The 17,409-nt window shown below is 64.4% G+C and carries 12 protein-coding genes; 7 read left to right on the forward strand and 5 right to left on the reverse strand.

Annotated elements, in window-relative coordinates:
- Positions 1-26 precede the first annotated feature (26 nt).
- From ACLEJU_RS06695 to trhA, 4 genes are all read left to right on the forward strand, one after another.
- A complete protein-coding gene (locus ACLEJU_RS06695) occupies positions 27-2,051 on the forward strand; it encodes a methyl-accepting chemotaxis protein (RefSeq protein ID WP_435423473.1) in 2,025 nt (674 codons plus the stop codon).
- A 9-nt stretch (positions 2,052-2,060) separates the two neighbouring features.
- Positions 2,061-6,950, forward strand: a complete 4,890-nt coding sequence (locus tag ACLEJU_RS06700) for an Hpt domain-containing protein (protein WP_435423445.1) — start codon at positions 2,061-2,063, stop codon at positions 6,948-6,950.
- A complete protein-coding gene (locus ACLEJU_RS06705) occupies positions 6,943-7,416 on the forward strand; it encodes a chemotaxis protein CheW (RefSeq protein WP_435423444.1) in 474 nt (157 codons plus the stop codon). Before ACLEJU_RS06700 ends, ACLEJU_RS06705 begins: the two co-directional genes overlap by 8 nt.
- Before the next feature lie 143 nt (positions 7,417-7,559).
- Positions 7,560-8,177: a PAQR family membrane homeostasis protein TrhA gene (trhA, locus tag ACLEJU_RS06710; protein ID WP_435424397.1), complete on the forward strand. Its 618-nt coding sequence runs from the start codon at positions 7,560-7,562 to the stop codon at positions 8,175-8,177.
- On the opposite strand, the gene ACLEJU_RS06715 is transcribed toward trhA, so the two are convergent.
- From ACLEJU_RS06715 to ACLEJU_RS06725, 3 genes are all read right to left on the reverse strand, one after another.
- Positions 8,174-8,896, reverse strand: a complete 723-nt coding sequence (locus ACLEJU_RS06715) for a 16S rRNA (uracil(1498)-N(3))-methyltransferase (protein WP_435424396.1) — start codon at positions 8,894-8,896, stop codon at positions 8,174-8,176. The two genes, trhA and ACLEJU_RS06715, sit on opposite strands and share 4 nt — an antisense overlap.
- Positions 8,897-9,071: 175 nt before the next feature.
- The gene (locus ACLEJU_RS06720) at positions 9,072-10,478 is read right to left on the reverse strand and encodes an adenosylmethionine--8-amino-7-oxononanoate transaminase (protein WP_435424395.1); all 1,407 of its coding nucleotides are present in this window, start codon (positions 10,476-10,478) and stop codon (positions 9,072-9,074) included.
- Between the two features lie 78 nt (positions 10,479-10,556).
- Positions 10,557-11,048, reverse strand: a complete 492-nt coding sequence (locus tag ACLEJU_RS06725) for a hypothetical protein (protein WP_435424394.1) — start codon at positions 11,046-11,048, stop codon at positions 10,557-10,559.
- 211 nt (positions 11,049-11,259) lie between these two features.
- On the opposite strand from ACLEJU_RS06725, the gene ACLEJU_RS06730 reads away from it, so the two are divergent.
- The 3 genes from ACLEJU_RS06730 (at position 11,260) to ACLEJU_RS06740 (ending at position 14,397) form a co-directional block, all read left to right on the forward strand.
- Positions 11,260-13,032 (forward strand): flavin monoamine oxidase family protein, encoded by a 1,773-nt coding sequence (locus ACLEJU_RS06730; protein WP_435424393.1) that lies wholly within the window; start codon positions 11,260-11,262, stop codon positions 13,030-13,032.
- A gap of 200 nt (positions 13,033-13,232) precedes the next feature.
- The gene (locus ACLEJU_RS06735) at positions 13,233-13,784 is read left to right on the forward strand and encodes a cytochrome b (protein WP_435424392.1); all 552 of its coding nucleotides are present in this window, start codon (positions 13,233-13,235) and stop codon (positions 13,782-13,784) included.
- A gap of 34 nt (positions 13,785-13,818) precedes the next feature.
- Entirely contained in the window at positions 13,819-14,397 is a 579-nt protein-coding gene (locus ACLEJU_RS06740) for a YceI family protein (protein WP_110633266.1), read from the forward strand.
- A gap of 64 nt (positions 14,398-14,461) precedes the next feature.
- Here ACLEJU_RS06740 and ACLEJU_RS06745 read toward each other — a convergent pair whose 3' ends face one another.
- Together ACLEJU_RS06745 and ACLEJU_RS06750 are read right to left on the reverse strand one after the other, a co-directional pair.
- On the reverse strand, positions 14,462-16,357 hold the full coding sequence (locus tag ACLEJU_RS06745) for a DEAD/DEAH box helicase (RefSeq protein ID WP_435424391.1): 1,896 nt from the start codon (positions 16,355-16,357) through the stop codon (positions 14,462-14,464).
- 218 nt (positions 16,358-16,575) lie between these two features.
- The gene (locus ACLEJU_RS06750) at positions 16,576-17,364 is read right to left on the reverse strand and encodes a substrate-binding periplasmic protein (protein WP_435424390.1); all 789 of its coding nucleotides are present in this window, start codon (positions 17,362-17,364) and stop codon (positions 16,576-16,578) included.
- Between the last annotated feature and the right edge of the window lie 45 nt (positions 17,365-17,409).

Below are 17,409 nucleotides of genomic sequence, written 5' to 3' on the forward strand. Positions count from 1 at the left end.
CGGCCACACCCGTCGCCCCCGCCAGCATGACTCCACGCACGCGCAGCATCGTGCAGATCACCGTGCTGTTCGTGATTCTGATCCTGTCGATCATCCTGTTGTTCGCCAACTTCGCTTACCTCAATACCCAGGCCAATCACGACAAGCAGTACATCGGCCATGCCGGCGAGCTGCGGGTGTTGTCCCAGCGCATCGCCAAGAACGCCACCGAGGCCGCGGCGGGCAAGGCCCTGGCATTCAAGCTGCTGTCGGATGCGCGCAACGATTTCGAGCGGCGCTGGGGCTACCTGCGCGAAGGCGACAAGTCCACCGGCCTGCCTGCGGCACCGGCCGCGGTCCGCGATGAAATGGAGGCGGTGCGCCAGGACTGGGAAAACCTGCGCAAGAACACCGACATCATTCTGGCCAGCGAACAGACTGTGCTGTCGTTGCATCAAGTGGCGGCAACCCTCGCCGAAACCGTGCCGCAGCTGCAGGTCGAGTACGAGAAGGTGGTCGAGATCCTGCTGCAGAGCGGCGCTCCGGCCAACCAGGTGGTAGTCGCCCAGCGCCAGCTGCTGCTGGCCGAGCGCATTCTCGGTTCGGTCAACACCGTGCTGGCCGGCGACGACACGGCGGCGCAGGCCGCCGATACCTTTGGCCGCGATGCCAGCCGCTTCGGCCAGGTGCTCGAGGGCATGCTGGGTGGCAACCCGGCCATCCAGGTGACTCGCGTCGAGGACGCTGATGCCCGCGCGCGCCTGGCGGAAATCGCCGAGCTGTTCCAGTTCGTGGCCGGTTCGGTCGATGAAATCCTCGAAACCTCGCCCGAGCTGTTCCGCGTGCGCGAAGCGGCCGGCAACATCTTCAGCCTGTCGCAGACCCTGCTCGATGAAGCCTCGCACCTGGCCAACGGGTTCGAGAACCTGGCCAGCGGCCGCACCCTGGATACCGTCGGGGGTTATGCGCTGGGCCTGCTGGCGCTGGCGTCGATCATCCTGATCGGCCTGGTGATGGTCCGCACCACTCACCGCCAGTTGCATGAAACCGCCGAAAAGAACGAACGCAACCAGCAGGCGATCATGCGCCTGCTCGATGAAATCGAAGAGCTGGCCGACGGCGACCTGACCGTCACTGTGTCGGTGACCGAAGACTTCACCGGCGCCATCGCCGACTCGATCAACTACTCGGTCGACCAGCTGCGCGACCTGGTGGCCACCATCAACCACAGCGCCGTGCAGGTTGCCGCTGCCGTGCAGGACACGCAGAACACCGCGCGCCAGCTGGCCAAGGCCTCGGAGCACCAGGCCGAACAGATCAGCGAGGCCTCCGAGGCAGTCGGCGACATGGTCGAATCGATCGACCGGGTTTCCGCCCACGCCTATGAGTCGGCCAAGGTCGCCGAGCGCTCGGTGGCGATCGCCAACAAGGGCAACGAGGTGGTGCACAACACCATCAACGGCATGGACAACATCCGCGAGCAGATCCAGGATACCGCCAAGCGGATCAAGCGCCTGGGCGAGTCTTCCCAGGAAATCGGCGACATCGTCAGCCTGATCGACGACATTGCCGACCAGACCAACATCTTGGCGCTTAATGCGGCGATTCAGGCCTCGCTGGCGGGTGAGGCCGGCCGCGGCTTTGCCGTGGTCGCCGACGAAGTGCAGCGCCTGGCCGAGCGCTCGTCCTCGGCGACCCGGCAGATCGAAGCGCTGGTGCGGACCATTCAGGCGGACACCAACGAAGCGGTCATCTCCATGGAACAGACCACCGCCGAGGTGGTGCGCGGTGCGCGCCTGGCCCAGGATGCCGGCGTGGCGCTGGCCGAGATCGAAGGCGTATCGCAGAACCTCGCCGAACTTATCCACAGCATCTCCGATGCAGCCCAGTTGCAGACTTCTTCGGCGGGGCAGATTTCCCACACCATGGCGGTAATCCAGCAGATCACCGCGCAGACCTCCGCCGGTTCCGGCGCCACCGCCGACAGCATCCGCCACCTGGCGCGGATGGCCAGCGAGATGCGCCGTTCGGTCTCCGGTTTCACCCTGCCGGCTCCCGCCGAGCGAAGCTGAGGAAAACCCATGGCTTCTGCCGTCGTAAGCCCCGAGCGTCACGATACCGTGGCCCTGGCCTGGACCCGGGCCGCCATCCTCGATTGCCTGAGCCAGGCCCGTCAGGCCCTGGAGCGCTTTGCCGGCGAGACCGACGACTTGTCGATGCTGGCGTTCGTTGTGGATAACCTGCATCAGGTGCATGGCTGCCTGCGCATGCTTGAACTGCGCGGCGCCACGCGCTTGGCCGAAGAACTGGAGCTGCTGGCCAAGGCCTTGGCCGATGGCCAGGTGAGCCCCCGCGGTGACTGCCTTGGGCCGTTGTTCCGTGGCCTGGAGCAACTGCCGTCGTATCTGGAACGGTTGCGTGGTGCACGCCATGACCTGCCACTGGTGATGCTGCCGCTGCTCAACCAGCTGCGTGCCTGCCGTGGCGTCGAGCCCATGGCCCAGGCCAGCCTGATCAGCGGCGCCGCGCAACGCTTTGCCGGTTCCGATGACCTGGCCAACCTCGACCTGTCACTGGGTAACTGGCGGGAACAGATGCAGGCTGGACCGGGGCGTGATGCCCTGCGTTCGGTGGTCAGCGCCCTGTGCGACGACCTGATGCGGATCAAGGAGCGTCTGGACCAGTTCGTGCGCGGCGACCGCCAGCACAGTGAGGAGCTGGAGGCGCTGCTCGCGCCATTGCGCCATGTTGCCGACACCCTGGCAGTGCTGGGCTTCCAGCAACCTCGCCGGGTGATCATCGACCAGGTGCTGGCGCTGCAGGCATTGGCCCAGGGTGAGCGCGCGGCAGACGACGCGGTCTTGATGGATGTGGCTGGCGCCTTGCTGTATGTGGAAGCCACGCTCAACGGCATGGTCCTGCCACTGGAGGAAGGCGGGCAGGGCGGCCTGCCCGGTTCCGACCTGGCCGAGATTCGCCAGTTGGTGCTGCACGAATCACTGTCCGTGCTGCAGCAGGCCAAGGACCTGATTGGCGATTGCCTGGAGTCCGGCTGGCCGCGCCAGCGCCTGCAACCACTGCCGGGGCTGTTGCAGCAAGTGCGCGGCGCCTTGGCGATGCTGATGCTGCCGGCCGCTGCCGAAGTGTTTGCCGGTTGCGCAGGCTATGTGCAGGGCTGGTTGCAGCACCTGGAGGTGGAGCCGCCGGCGGACGAACTGACCCACCTGGCCGATTCCCTCAGTGCCGCCGAGTGCTACTTGCAATGGCGCGTCGCCGACCCGTTGGCCGACGCTCAACCTTTCCTCGACATGGCCCGTGCCAGCCTGACGGCACTGGGTGTGCAGTGCACCCATGCGGGCCCGTCCGACGCGCAGGATGGCAGCGACGGCATCGATGATGAACTGCGTGAGGTGTTCCTCGAAGAGGCCGGCGAGTTGCTGCCGGAAATCGAGCGGCACTGGCTGCGCTGGCGCGCCGACAACAGCCTGCGCGACGCCCTGATCGAAGTGCGTCGCGACCTGCATACGCTTAAAGGCAGCGGGCGCATGGTGCATGCCGAGGCGGTGGCCGAGCTGGCCTGGGGCGCCGAGCACCTGCTCAACCGGGTGCTGGAGGGGCGTATCGCCCTGACCCCGGAGGGCGCGGTGGCGTTGCAGCAGGTGTTCGTCCATCTACCGGACCTGCTGGCCGACTTTGCCGCTGGCCAGTTGCCGCAGCTGACAGAGATCGAACAACTGGCGAGCCACCTGCACGCCCTGGCCGAGAACGACACCCCGGTCAGCGCCGACATCGATGGCCTGGACCCGCAGTTGCTGGATATCTTCCGCAACGAAGCACAAGGCCATCTTGCCAACCTGGAAGGCTTTCTGCACGGCGCCGACGGCCAGGGCAGCGAAGTCAGCGACAGCCTGCAGCGCGCCTTGCACACCCTCAAGGGCAGCGCTGCCATGGCCGGCGTCATGCCGATTGCCGAGCTGGCCACCGCCTTCGACCGCCTGGTGCGTGAGTACCGGGGGCACCAGCTGCCGTTGCAGGCGGTGGAGATGCAATGGCTGCAAACCGCCCATGGCCTGTTCCTGCAGGGCTTGGCGCAGCTGGGCGGTACGCCGCTGGCCGCCATCCCGGGCGCGGCCCAGCTGATCGAGCAGGTCGGCGAGGCGGTGGATCTGCGCCTGGCCAGCCTGCATGCCGAGCCTCAGCACACCCGTCATGGCAAACGCGATCCGCAGCTGATCGCCAGTTTCCTGGCCCAGGCCATGGATATCCTGCTGGATGCCGAGTCACTGCTGTCGCGCTGGCAACAGCAGCCCGGGCAGCGCGAACCGCTGGATACCTTGCTCGATGAGTTGACCAGCCTTGGCCACGCTGCGCACCTGGCTGACCTTTGGCAGATGGATGCCGTCTGCGAAGCGCTGCTCGACCTCTACGGCGCCGTGGAAGAGGGCAGCCTGGGTGCCAGCCCGCGCTTCTTCGCCGTTGCCCAGCAAGCCCATGAAGCCCTGCTGGACATGCTCGACGAAGTGGCTGCCGGGCAGGAAATCAGCCCCCGGCCTGACTGCGTCGATACCCTGCGCGAACTGTTGGATGGCGCGCTGGCTCCAAATGCCACCGGCCTGGTAAGCCCTGATGCGGTAACGCCGCTATCCGGCGCGTTGGAGCACGATGACGAGCCCGACAGCCCAGGCGACAAGGAACTGCTGGAGGTCTTCCTCGAAGAAAGCTCGGACATCGTCGAAAGCGCCGCCGCCGCCCTGGCGCGCTGGCAGGCCGACCCGCGCAGCAGCGTCGAGGTGGAGAACCTGTTGCGTGACCTGCATACCCTCAAGGGCGGTGCGCGCATGGTCGAGATCAGCGCCATCGGCGACCTGGCCCATGAACTGGAATTCCTTTACGAACTGCTTGCCGCCGGGCGTCTGCCGCCGAGCGGGCCGCTGTTCGCGCTGCTGCAGAACTGTCATGACCGCCTGGCGCACATGCTCGACGCCGTGCGCCTGGGCCAGCCGTTGCACGCCGCTACCGCGCTGATCGACTATATCCGCAACTTCAGCAGCGCCGCGCTGACCGACAGCGCAGCCGGCCAGGCCCCGGCCGACGCCGCACCCGCCGAACTACCGGCCGCGGCGCCGGAGCGGGCGCCGGGCGACATGGTCAAGGTTGATGCCGAGCTGCTTGACGACCTCGGTAACCTGGCCGGTGAGCATTCGATCATTCGTGGCCGTATCGAACAGCAGGTCAACGACGCCCAGTTCGCCCTCAACGAGATGGAAACCACCCTGGAGCGCATGCGCGACCAGCTGCTGCGCCTGGACATCGAGACCCAGGGGCGGATCAGCAGCCGACAGGCGTTCGAGGGGGATGCCTACGAAGACTTCGACCCGCTGGAGATGGACCGCCATTCGCAGCTCCAGCAGCTGTCGCGGGCACTTTTCGAGTCGGCCTCCGACCTGCTCGACCTCAAGGAAACCCTCACCCAGCGCGCCCAGGAAGCCTACAGCCTGCTGCAGCAACAGGCGCGGGTGAACAGCCAACTGCAGGAGGGCCTGACCGCGACCCTGATGGTGCCGTTCGAACGCCTGGTGCCGCGCTTGCAGCGGGTGGTGCGGCAGGTGGCCAGCGAGCTGGGCAAGCAGGTCGAGCTGGTGGTCGGCAACGCCGAGGGCGAACTGGATCGCAGCGTGCTCGAACGCATGGTCGCCCCGCTGGAGCACATGCTGCGCAATGCCGTCGACCATGGCCTGGAAGCGCGCGAGGTACGCCTGGCCGCAGGCAAGCCGGAGCAGGGCACCATTCACCTGAACTTGCTGCATGAGGGCGCCGACATCGTCATCGAGATGACCGACGACGGTGCCGGTGTGCCGCTGGAGGCGGTACGGCGCAAAGCGATCAAGCGCGGCCTGCTGGACCCGCAGGCACAACTGAGCGACCACGAGATCCTGCAGTTCATCCTGCGCCCAGGCTTTTCCACGGCAGAGAAGATCACCCAGATTTCCGGGCGCGGCCTGGGCATGGACGTGGTGCACGAAGAGGTCAAGCAGCTGGGCGGTTCGATGACCATCGAGTCGGCCCAAGGCAAGGGCGCGCGCTTCCTGATTCGCCTGCCGTTCACCGTGTCGATCAATCGGGCCTTGATGGTGCACCTGGGCGAGGAGCAGTACGCCATTCCACTCAACACCATTGAGGGCATCGTGCGCGTGCCGCCTGCCGAGCTGGCCGCTTGTTACCAGCTGGACGCCCCGCGCTATGTGTATGGTGGCCACGAGTACGCCTTGCGTTACCTGGGTGAACTGCTGCAGGGGCTGCCGCGCCCGGTGCTGTTGGGGCAGAGCGTGCCGTTGCCGGTATTGCTGCTGCACTCCCAGGAGCAGTCGTTCGCCATCCAGGTGGACAGCCTGTCGCCGAGCCGCGAGATCGTGGTGAAGAGCCTCGGCCCGCAGTTTGCTGCCGTGGCGGGCTTGTCGGGTGCGACCTTGCTCGGTGATGGCCGGGTGGTGCTGATCCTCGACCTGCTTGGCCAGCTGCGTGGCCAGCAGCGGCGGTTGGCGCGCCTGCCCGGTGGCAGCGGGGTGCAGCGGACCTTGTTCGGCCCGGCACCGCGGCGGGCCACGCTGGTGATGGTGGTGGACGACTCGGTTACCGTGCGCAAGGTCACCAGCCGCCTGCTGGAGCGCCATGGCATGAGCGTGATGACGGCCAAGGATGGGGTGGATGCCATGGCCCTGCTGGAAGAACATCGCCCTGACGTGCTGTTGCTGGACATCGAGATGCCGCGCATGGATGGCTTCGAAGTGGCCACCCGGATTCGCCGCGACGAGCGTCTGAAAGACCTGCCGATCATCATGATCACCTCGCGCACCGGGCAGAAACACCGCGACCGAGCCATGGCCATCGGCGTCAACGATTACCTGGGCAAACCCTATCAGGAGTCGGTGCTGCTGCAGAGCATCGCCCACTGGAGCCAGACCCATGCTTGAACTGATTGCAGGGCAACGCAGCAGCCTGACCGGTCTGCTGCTGCCGCTGGGTGACCGCACCCTGGTGTTGCCCAACGTCGCCGTGGTCGAGCTGATCGGCCAGCGCAACCTGGTGTGTGAACCCGGCGACCCGGCCTGGCACCTGGGGTGGATCGACTGGCGGCACCAGCATTTGCCGTTGATCGGTTTCGAGGCAGCCTGTGGCGGTGAGACGCCGTGTGGCGAGCGAGCGCGGATCGTGGTGCTGAATGCGCTGGGGGATACCGGTTTGCGCTACCTGGCAGTGCTGCTGCAGGACATTCCGCGCTCGTGCAAGCTGGACAGCCAGCTCAACTATGTGGATGTGCCGCTGGGCTGCCTGGAGCTGGCCGCCGTGCAGGTGGGCGAACAGGTGGCGCGGGTGCCGGACCTGGCCGGCCTGGAAAGATTGGTGCGTGACGCTGAACTGCAACCTGCCCTTGGGTAGGATATTCGGGCTGATGGCCCTTTCGCGGGGCAAGCCCGCTCCTACACCGGTCGCGCATTACCTGTAGGAGCGGGCTTGCCCCGCGAAAGGGCCGGAACAGGCTGGCTCAGGAACCCAGCGCAGATCAGGAGGTCAGTGTTTGCATGTACTACGGTGAACGCTTCAATGCCTGGACCCACTTGGTCGGTGCCGTCCTGGCGTGTATTGGTGCCATCTGGCTGATCGTCGTCGCGGGCCTGCAGGGCGACCCCTGGAAGATCGTCAGTTTCTCCATCTACGGCAGCACCTTGCTGTTGCTCTACAGCATTTCCACCCTTTACCACAGCACCCGCGGGCGGGCGAAGGTGATCATGCGCAAGCTCGATCACCTGTCGATCTACCTGTTGATCGCCGGCAGCTACACCCCGTTCTGCCTGGTCAGCCTGCGCGGGCCCTGGGGCTGGAGCCTGTTCGGCGTGGTCTGGGGGCTGGCGGTGATCGGCATGCTGCAGGAGATCAAGCCGCGCTCGGAGGCGCGCATCCTGTCGATCATCATCTATGCGGTGATGGGCTGGATCGTGCTGGTAGCGGTCAAGCCACTGTTGAGCAGCCTTGGTACCGCCGGCTTCACCTGGCTGGCGGCCGGCGGCGTGTTCTACACCGTCGGCATTATTTTCTTCGCCCTCGACAGCCGCTTACGCCATGCACATGGCATCTGGCACCTGTTCGTGATTGTCGGCAGCCTCATGCACTTCGTGGCGGTGTCGCTGTACGTGCGTTAGCTAAAATCACCCCACAACTGCTGCGCTACCGACAGCGCCACCACCGGCGCTGTCTCGGTACGCAATACCCGCGGCCCGAGGCGTGCGGCATGGAAGCCAGCGGCCTTGGCCTGTTCGACCTCCGCCTCGCTCAGGCCACCTTCCGGGCCGATCAGGAAGGCCAGCGTTGCCGGCTTGTCATGGCTGGTCAATGGCTCGGCTACCGGGTGCAGGACCAGCTTGAGGCCGGCTTCGGTACTCTTGAGCCATTCGGCCAGGGTCACCGGTGAATGAATGACCGGCAGGGTCGAGCGGCCGCATTGTTCACAGGCACTGATCGCCACCTGGCGCCAGTGGGCCAGGCGCTTGTCGGCACGTTCGTCCTTCAGGCGCACTTCACAGCGTTCGCTGACGATCGGGGTGATTGCGTTGGCGCCAAGCTCGGTGGCCTTCTGGATCGCCCAATCCATACGCTCGCCGCGGGACAGGCCCTGGCCGAGGTGGACGTGAAGTGGTGAGTCGGGTTGGCCGGCAAGGGCCTGGTCGAGGTTGACGCGTACCGTCTTCTTGCCGACTTCGAGCAGTTGGCCGAGGTATTCCTGGCCACTGCCATCGAACAGTTGCACGGCGTCGCCGGGGGCCATGCGCAGGACGCGGCCGATGTAGTGGGCCTGGGCTTCGGGCAGGTCGTGCTCGCCAAGGCTCAGGGGGGCGTCGATGAAGAAGCGGGACAGTCTCATGGTTCAGCTCGGAATGTGAAATGGGCATCGTCCCCTGTAGGAGCGGCCTTGTGTCGCGAAAGGGCTGCGGAGCGGCCCCAGGTTTTCAGCTTTGCAGCTGAACTTGCCGGGGTCGCTTCGCGACCCTTTCGCGACACAAGGCCGCTCCTACAGGGATAGGCGCATAGGCCTGGATTTAGCCCGGGTCGCGGAAGTCGGGGTGGAAGTTGGCCGGTACGGCGACGCTGACGCTGTCGCGGGTGGCGATGTCGATGCCTTCGCTGGCCACTTCGGCGAGGAAGTCGATCTGCTCCGGGGTGATCACGTACGGCGGCAGGAAGTACACCACGCTACCCAGCGGGCGCAGCAGGGCACCACGGGTCAGGGCGTGTTCGAATACTTTCAGGCCACGACGCTCCTGCCACGGGTAGGCAGCCTTGGTCGCCTTGTCCTGGACCATCTCGATGGCCAGGGCCATGCCGGTCTGGCGGATTTCGGCGACGTGGGCATGATCGGCCAGGTGCGCAGTGGCGCTGGCCATGCGCGTGGCCAGGGCCTTGTTGGCCTCGATCACGTTGTCCTGCTCGAAGATGTCCAGCGTCGCCAGGGCTGCGGCGCAGGCCAGCGGGTTGCCGGTGTAGCTGTGCGAGTGGAGGAACGCGCGCAGGGTCTGGTAATCGTCGTAGAAGGCTTGATACACCTTGTCGGTGGTCAGGCAGGCAGCCAGCGGCAGGTAGCCACCGGTCAGCGCCTTGGACAGGCACAGGAAGTCCGGGCGAATGCCGGCCTGCTCGCAGGCGAACATCGTGCCGGTGCGGCCGAAACCGACGGCGATCTCGTCGTGGATCAGGTGCACGTCATAACGGTCGCAGGCTTCGCGCAGCAGCTTGAGGTACACCGGGTGGTACATGCGCATGCCACCGGCGCCCTGGATCAGCGGCTCGATGATCACCGCCGAGATCGTCTCGTGGTGTTCGGCCAGGGTCTGCTCCATGGCGGCGAACATATTCCGCGAGTGCTCTTCCCAGCTCATGCCCTCGGGGCGCAGGTAGCAGTCGGGGCTTGGCACCTTGAGGGTGTCGAGCAGCAGCGCCTTGTAGGTTTCGGTGAACAGCGGCACGTCGCCGACCGACATTGCGGCGATGGTTTCGCCGTGGTAGCTGTTGGTCAGGGTCACGAAGCGCTTTTTCGCCGATTTGCCGATGTTCTGCCAGTAGTGGAAGCTCATCTTCAGCGCTACTTCGATACACGACGAACCGTTGTCGGCATAGAAGACCCTGTCGAGCCCGGCGGGAGTCATGGCGACCAGACGCTCGGACAGCTCGATCACCGGCTGGTGGCTGAAGCCGGCGAGAATCACGTGCTCCAGCTGGTCGACCTGGTCCTTGATGCGCTGGTTGATCCGTGGGTTGGCGTGGCCGAATACGTTCACCCACCAGCTGCTCACGGCATCCAGGTAGCGTTTGCCGTCGAAGTCCTCGAGCCACACGCCTTCACCGCGCCGGATCGGGATCAGTGGCAGTTGCTCGTGGTCTTTCATCTGGGTGCAGGGGTGCCACAGGACTTTGAGGTCGCGTTGCATCCACTGATCGTTGAGGCCCATGGGCGCTTCTCCTGGCTTACTGCCTGCTTTGACCGCGTAAGCCTAAGCAAAGCCAGGGGGCAGGACAACCGCTTGTGGTCAATGCCGTCTGGTGCGGGTCCATTCCAGGCGGCGAATGTGCACGGTGCCAGCTTGTGAGGTGGAGATGGTCAGGCGGCGAAAGGGGCCCTCGATGACCTGGTGATAGGGTTGGGTGGAGATCGGGCCTGGCCGGAAATCGGTATAGCCGCTGCCGGAGAGGGTAAGCCAGTAGAAGTTGCGCGGGACCGGGGCAATCAGGTCCATGTCGTAGCCGTCGGTATCCAGCAGCATCTGCATATCGTCGAAGCGCTGGTCGCTGACGACATAGTATTGCAGCCGCAGGCTCTCGACTTCCTCTTCGAAGGCAATTTCCACGTCACTGTGCCCGCCGATCACCAGTTCGGTGCCGTCATCACCTTTGAAGGCTTCGTGCAGACCGATCCATGAGGTGCCGTTGGAGCGGATTTTCAGGCCTGAAGGGGTAAGTACTGTCTGGTTATGCCGCAAGAATTGTCTTTCTACATTTGCGAAATGCTCCTCATAGGTCATGGTTCAGCTCCTTTTGTCGGGTTTTGATCGACCTGCGCCAGCTTTACCTAGGAACTAGAGGCCTGGCTACTGACAAAAATGCCAGTTGCGTGAGGCACTTGATGTCACTGTGGTGGCAGGGTCCTGATACCTGACGTATTCTTAACGCATCGTCTCCTGGGGCATTTCCGCCTCTTCCCATCCCTGCAATTTCAACTCGGAGTTCGCCGACATGGCTGCTGCTTGGGTGCGCCTGTGCGCGTTGGTATTGATCGGTGTATCCAGCGGCGCCGCGCTGGCAAAGGACAAGACACCGTCGGCGATCGTGGTGGGTGGCGGCCTGGCAGGCCTGACCGCAGCCTACGAACTGCAGAACAAAGGCTGGCAGGTCACCCTGCTGGAGGCCAAATCAGGCATGGGTGGGCGATCTGGCCTGGCCACCAGCGAATGGATCGGTAACGCCAAGGCACAGCCGGTGCTCAACCAGTACCTCGACCGTTTCAAGCTTGAAACACTGCCCGCGCCTGAATTCGTGCGCACCCCGGGTTACCTGATCGACGGTGAGTACTTCAGCGCCACCGACCTGGCTACCAAGCAACCGGCCACCGCCGAAGCACTCAAGCGCTACGAGAAGACCCTCGACGACCTGGCACGCTCGATCGATGACCCGCTCAATCCGCAGGCAACCAGCACTTTGTTCGCCCTCGACCAGATGAACGTGTCCACCTGGCTCGACAAACTGCAATTGCCGACCACCGCGCGTCAGTTGATCAACCAGCAGATCCGCACCCGATATGATGAGCCATCGCGCCTGTCGCTGCTCTACTTCGCCCAGCAGAACCGCGTCTACCGTGGGGTCAGCGACCGTGACCTGCGTGCCGCGCGCCTGCCGGGTGGCAGCCCGGTGCTGGCCCAGGCATTCGTCAAACAGCTGAAGACCATCAAGACCAGCTCGCCGGTCACGGCGATCGTGCAGGACAAGGATGGCGTCACGGTCAAGGTCGGCAGCACGGACTACAAGGCCGATTACCTGGTGATGGCGGTACCACTGCGGGCGCTGGCCAAGATTCAGATCACCCCTGGCCTGGACACGCAGCACGTGGCAGCGCTCAGGAGTACCAACTACGGCTGGCGGGACCAGCTGATGCTCAAATTCAAGCAGCCGGTATGGGAAAGCCGCGCGCGCATGTCGGGCGAGATCTTCAGCAACGCCGGCCTCGGCATGCTGTGGATCGAGCCGGCGCTCAAGGGCGGTGCCAACGTGGTGATCAACCTGTCGGGTGACAACGCGCGCTTGCTGCAGGCCTTCGGCGACAAGCAGATGGTCGACCAGGTGCTGATCCGCCTGCATGCGTTCTATCCACAGGCCCGTGGTGCGTTCACCGGTTACGAGGTCAAGCGTTACAGTGTCGACGTCGGTACCGGTGGCGCCTATCTGGCTTACGGCCCAGGGCAAATCAGCAAGTACTGGCGCCTGTGGGAGCGCCCGGTGCAGCGCATCACCTTCGCTGGCGAACACACCGATGCGCTTTACCCAGGCACCCTCGAAGGCGCCCTGCGCAGCGGCCAGCGTGCGGCCAGCCAGGTGCAGGACCTGCTGGCCGGCAAGTCGTTCGACCCGGCCAAGGCAGCAACCGTCGCGGCAGCGGCGACGGCGGGTGCCGCAGTGGCGAAGAAGGACAGCGGCGGATTCTTCTCGCGCCTGTTCGGTGGTTCGGACAAGCCAGAGGTGAAGGCTGCGCCAGTTGCCAAGGCCGAGGAAATGGCACCAGCGCCGGCGCCTGCACCTGCTCCAGCCGCCGCCCCTGCTATCCCTGCACCTGCACAAGTCGCCAAGGAAGAACCGGCCAAGCCCGCTGCGACCAAGGCAGTTCCCGCCAAGCATGCGCCGGCGCACAAACCTGCGGCCAAACAGGCGAAAAAGGCGGTCGAGACGAAAAAAGCCACAGTCAAATCCGAGCCAATGAAGAAGCCGGTGGACAATACCCAGGCCAAAGCAAACTGATCCCTGTGCTGGCCTCTTCGCGGTCTTGCCCGTGAAGAGGCTGGAAACGCTTAACTATCCGACTATTGTTAATGTTTCCTTAATAGGAAACTCACACACTAAACATCGTATTTTTCGATAAACCAAAGCAGTTTTTTAAGCTTTTATTCGATACGTTACGCGTTAGTCTGTGCACAGCTTTCACGGGGAACCACGTCATCATGCAACTGCGCAATTCACCTTCTCGCTATGGCGTGGTCAGCATCGTCCTGCACTGGGGCGTTGCACTGGCAGTCTTCGGCCTGTTCGGCCTGGGCCTGTGGATGGTCGGTCTCGACTACTACGACCCTTGGCGCAAGGCCGGCCCGGACCTGCACAAGAGCATCGGCCTGGTGTTGCTGATGGTGATGCTGCTGCGTGTGGTCTGGCGTTTCATCACCCCGCCACCGCCGGCACCGGCCAACCATGGGGCATTCACCCGCATGGCGGCCAAGCTGGGGCATCTGGCGCTGTACCTGGGGCTGTTTGCCGTCATGATCGCCGGTTACCTGATTTCCACTGCGGACGGCGTCGGTATTCCAGTGTTCGGCCTGTTTGACGTGCCGGCGCTGATCAGCGACCTGCCCGACCAGGCGGACGTGGCCGGCGTGATTCATCTGTGGTTGGCATGGGGCCTGGTGATCTTTGCCGTGCTGCATGCCCTGGCCGCCCTGAAACACCATTTCATCGACCGTGACGCGACCCTGACCCGCATGCTGGGCCGCAAAGCTTGACTCTCAACCTCAATTGCATAGGAAGGAAGTAAGGATGTTGAAAAAGACTTTTGCCGCTCTGGCGCTCGGTACCGCTCTGTTCTCCGCCGGCCAGGCCATGGCTGCCGAGTACAAGATCGACAAGGAAGGCCAGCACGCGTTCGTCGACTGGAAGATCAGCCACCTGGGCTACAGCTTCATCCACGGTACCTTCAAGGACTTCAGCGGCGACTTCTCCTGGGACAGCGCCAAGCCTGAGGCCAGCAAGATCAGCGTGGACCTGAAGACTGCCAGCGTCTGGTCGAACCATGCCGAGCGCGACAAGCACATCGCCAGCAAGGACTTCCTGGATGTCGCCAAGTACCCGGATGCCAAGTTTGTCTCCACTGCCGTCAAATCGACTGGCGAGAAGACTGCTGACGTGACCGGCGACCTGACCCTGCATGGCGTGACCAAGCCAGTCACCTTCAAGGCCACCTTCAACGGTGAGGGCAAGGATCCGTGGGGCGGCGAGCGCGCTGGCTTCAACGCCACCACCACCGTGAACCTGAACGACTTCGGCATCAAGGGCCCAGGCCCGACTTCGCAGACCCTGGACCTGGACATCAGTGTCGAAGGTGTGAAGCAGAAGTAAGCATTGCCCATGCAATAAAAAACGCCGCCCATTGGGCGGCGTTTTTTATTGCCTGCTGCGCGACTCAGCCCTTGCGGGTGAGCAGTGCAGGGCGCTCACCGCGTGGGCGGCTTGGCAGGTCGTCCAGCTGCTCTGGCGTTGGGTAACGGTCGAGCTTGGATTCCTTGCGGATGATCACTGGCTGGTGCTGTTCACGGGTGCTGCGAACTGCCGGCTCCTGACGTACTGCATCGTCACGCCCAGCCGAACGATTGCGACCACCGCCATTGTTGTCACGACGGGCGCCGCCACCATTGTTGTTGCGCGGGCGCTTGTCACCGCTGGCGCTGCGCTGCTGGCCGCCAGCATTGCGACCCTGGCCTTGGCCACCGCCATTGTTGCGCTGGGATTGGCCTTGGCCCTGCTGGCCTTGCCCCTGGCCGGCGCCGCCTGGGCGGCGGTTACGGCCCTGGCCCTTGCCTTGGTAAGGGCTGACGTAGTCGGCGCGGTTACCAAAGTTGTCGATCTCGTCGTCCAGGAATTCTTCTGGGTCACGATCGGCCGGCGCTTTCGGTGCGGAGTTGCTGCTGGCCTGCTGTTGCTGACGTGGCTTCTTGTCACGGGGCTTACGCTGCTGCTTGTCGCCGGACTTTTCCTTGTCGGCCGGCTTGTCAGCAGCTTGCTGCTTGGCCTTGCCTTTGTCCTTGCCCTTGTCCTTGCGGCCGCCGTTGGCGTCTTTGCTGCCATCGCCACGGGCCTGCTGCTGGTTGCGGCCGCCGCGGCCGTTGTTCTGCTGGCGCTCGCGCACTTCAGGCTTTTCAGCTTCTACCTGGCTGGCATCGAAGCCCATCAGGTCGCCATCCGGGATCTTCTGCTTGGTGACCCGTTCGATGCTCTTGAGCAGCTTTTCTTCATCCGGCGCGACCATGGAGATGGCCTCGCCCGAGCGACCGGCACGGCCTGTACGGCCAATGCGGTGCACGTAGTCTTCCTCGACGTTCGGTAGCTCGAAGTTGACCACGTGGGGCAGCTGGTCGATGTCCAGGCCACGGGCGGCGATGTCGGTGGCTACCAGCACACGCACGCTGTTGGCCTTGAAGTCGGCCAGGGCCTTGGTGCGGGCGTTCTGGCTCTTGTTGCCGTGGATCGCGGCAGCGGTCAGACCGTGCTTTTCCAGGTATTCGGCCAGGCGGTTGGCGCCGTGCTTGGTGCGGGTGAACACCAGCACCTGCTCCCAGGCACCGAGGGTGATCAGGTGCGCCAGCAGTGCTCGCTTGTGGCTCGCTGGCAGGCGGTAGACGCGCTGCTCGATACGCTCGACTGTGGTGTTCGGTGGGGTGACCTCGATGCGCTCCGGGTTGTGCAGGAGCTTGTCGGCCAGGTCGGTGATGTCCTTGGAGAAGGTTGCCGAGAACAGCAGGTTCTGGCGCTTGGCCGGCAGGCGGGCGAGGACCTTTTTCACGTCATGGATGAAGCCCATGTCGAGCATGCGGTCGGCTTCGTCCAGGACCAGGATTTCCACGTGGGCCAGGTCGACCTTGCCTTGGCCGGCCAGGTCGAGCAGGCGCCCCGGGCAGGCGACGAGCACGTCGACACCCTTGGCAATGGCCTGGATCTGCGGGTTCATGCCGACGCCACCGAAGATGCAGGCACTGACCAGTGGCAAGTCGCGGGCGTACACCTTGAAGCTGTCGTGTACCTGGGCGGCGAGTTCGCGGGTCGGGGTCAGGACCAGGACGCGCGGCTGGCGCGGGCCATGACGCTGTGATTTGTCGGGGTGGCCGGCCGGGAACAGGCGCTCGAGGATCGGCAAGGCGAAGCCGCCGGTTTTACCAGTACCTGTCTGTGCGGCGACCATCAGGTCGCGGCCTTGCAACACGGCGGGAATAGCCCGCTGTTGCACCGGGGTCGGCTGGGTGTAGCCCGCTGCCTCGATAGCGCGGACAAGAGCCTCGGAGAGTCCGAGGGAAGCAAAGGACATGGGCAATCCTGTTCTCGTGGGGGCTGGGCCCGTTGGGATATTCTGCCTGGCGCGACGGGCATCGAAGGGATGCGATCGCGTCCGGTCCAGCTGGGCTTTCACTGCACATCCGGGAAGCGGAAGGTGGACGCTAAGTCGCGTCGATGCCGATCGGGATGCCTGTTGCGAGGCCGAGCGTCCGGGCGTGAGCCGGGCGGGAAGGCCCGAGTATAACAGAGCTAACGCAGCGTGCTGCTTTCCTGCTGCTCAACGGCGCCAGCAAGATCGCCTGCGTCGCCGATGTAGTGTTCGATAATCGCCTCGAACACCGGTTCTTGCTTGAAACGACGCAGTTCTTCGGCAAACGCCTGGGCCAGCTGTTCACGCCCGGGTTTGCGCGCCAGGCCCAGGAATTGCGCCTGACGGCTGATCACCAAGGGCAGTTCTTCAACCTGCTGTTCGAGGCCAAGCTGCTTGCGCAGGTAACGCCCGACCAGGCGGTCGGTGACCAGCAGATCGATGCGCCCGCGAATGAGTTTGCCGAAATTGGCTTCGTGGCTCGGCGCGGTTTCGCGGCGGAATGCCAGGGACTCGTTGAACGCCCTGTCGTAGGCGTAACCCGGCGACGTGCCTACGGTCAGGCCGCTGAGGTCATCCAGCTGGCGGATAGCATGGCGCCGGTCGCTGGCCTGAAACAGCACGAACTCGACATCGGACATGGGTTCTGCCGGGTAGACCAGATACGCCTTGCGCGATTCAACCTGGAAAATGTCCATCACGCCGTCAGCCTGGCCCTGTTCCACCAGGGCAAGGCAGCGCTTCCACGGCAAGAACTGCCAGTCCACCTCGATACCCAGGCGGCGAAAGACCTCGGTGGTGACTTCGTAGTCGATCCCTTTGGCTCGGCCGCCATCGCGATACACATAGGGCGCCCAGTCATCGCTGACCAGGCGCAGCCGCTCGCCCAGCGCCATCGGGCTCAGGCAGGCGAGCAGCAAGATGCACAGCAATTGGGCGATGTGGGGCATGGCGCGAGATTACGCGCTCACCAGGGGCAAGGCCAGTGAAGATCA

Source organism: Pseudomonas sp. SMN11, assembly GCF_052041945.1.
Lineage (GTDB): Bacteria > Pseudomonadota > Gammaproteobacteria > Pseudomonadales > Pseudomonadaceae > Aquipseudomonas.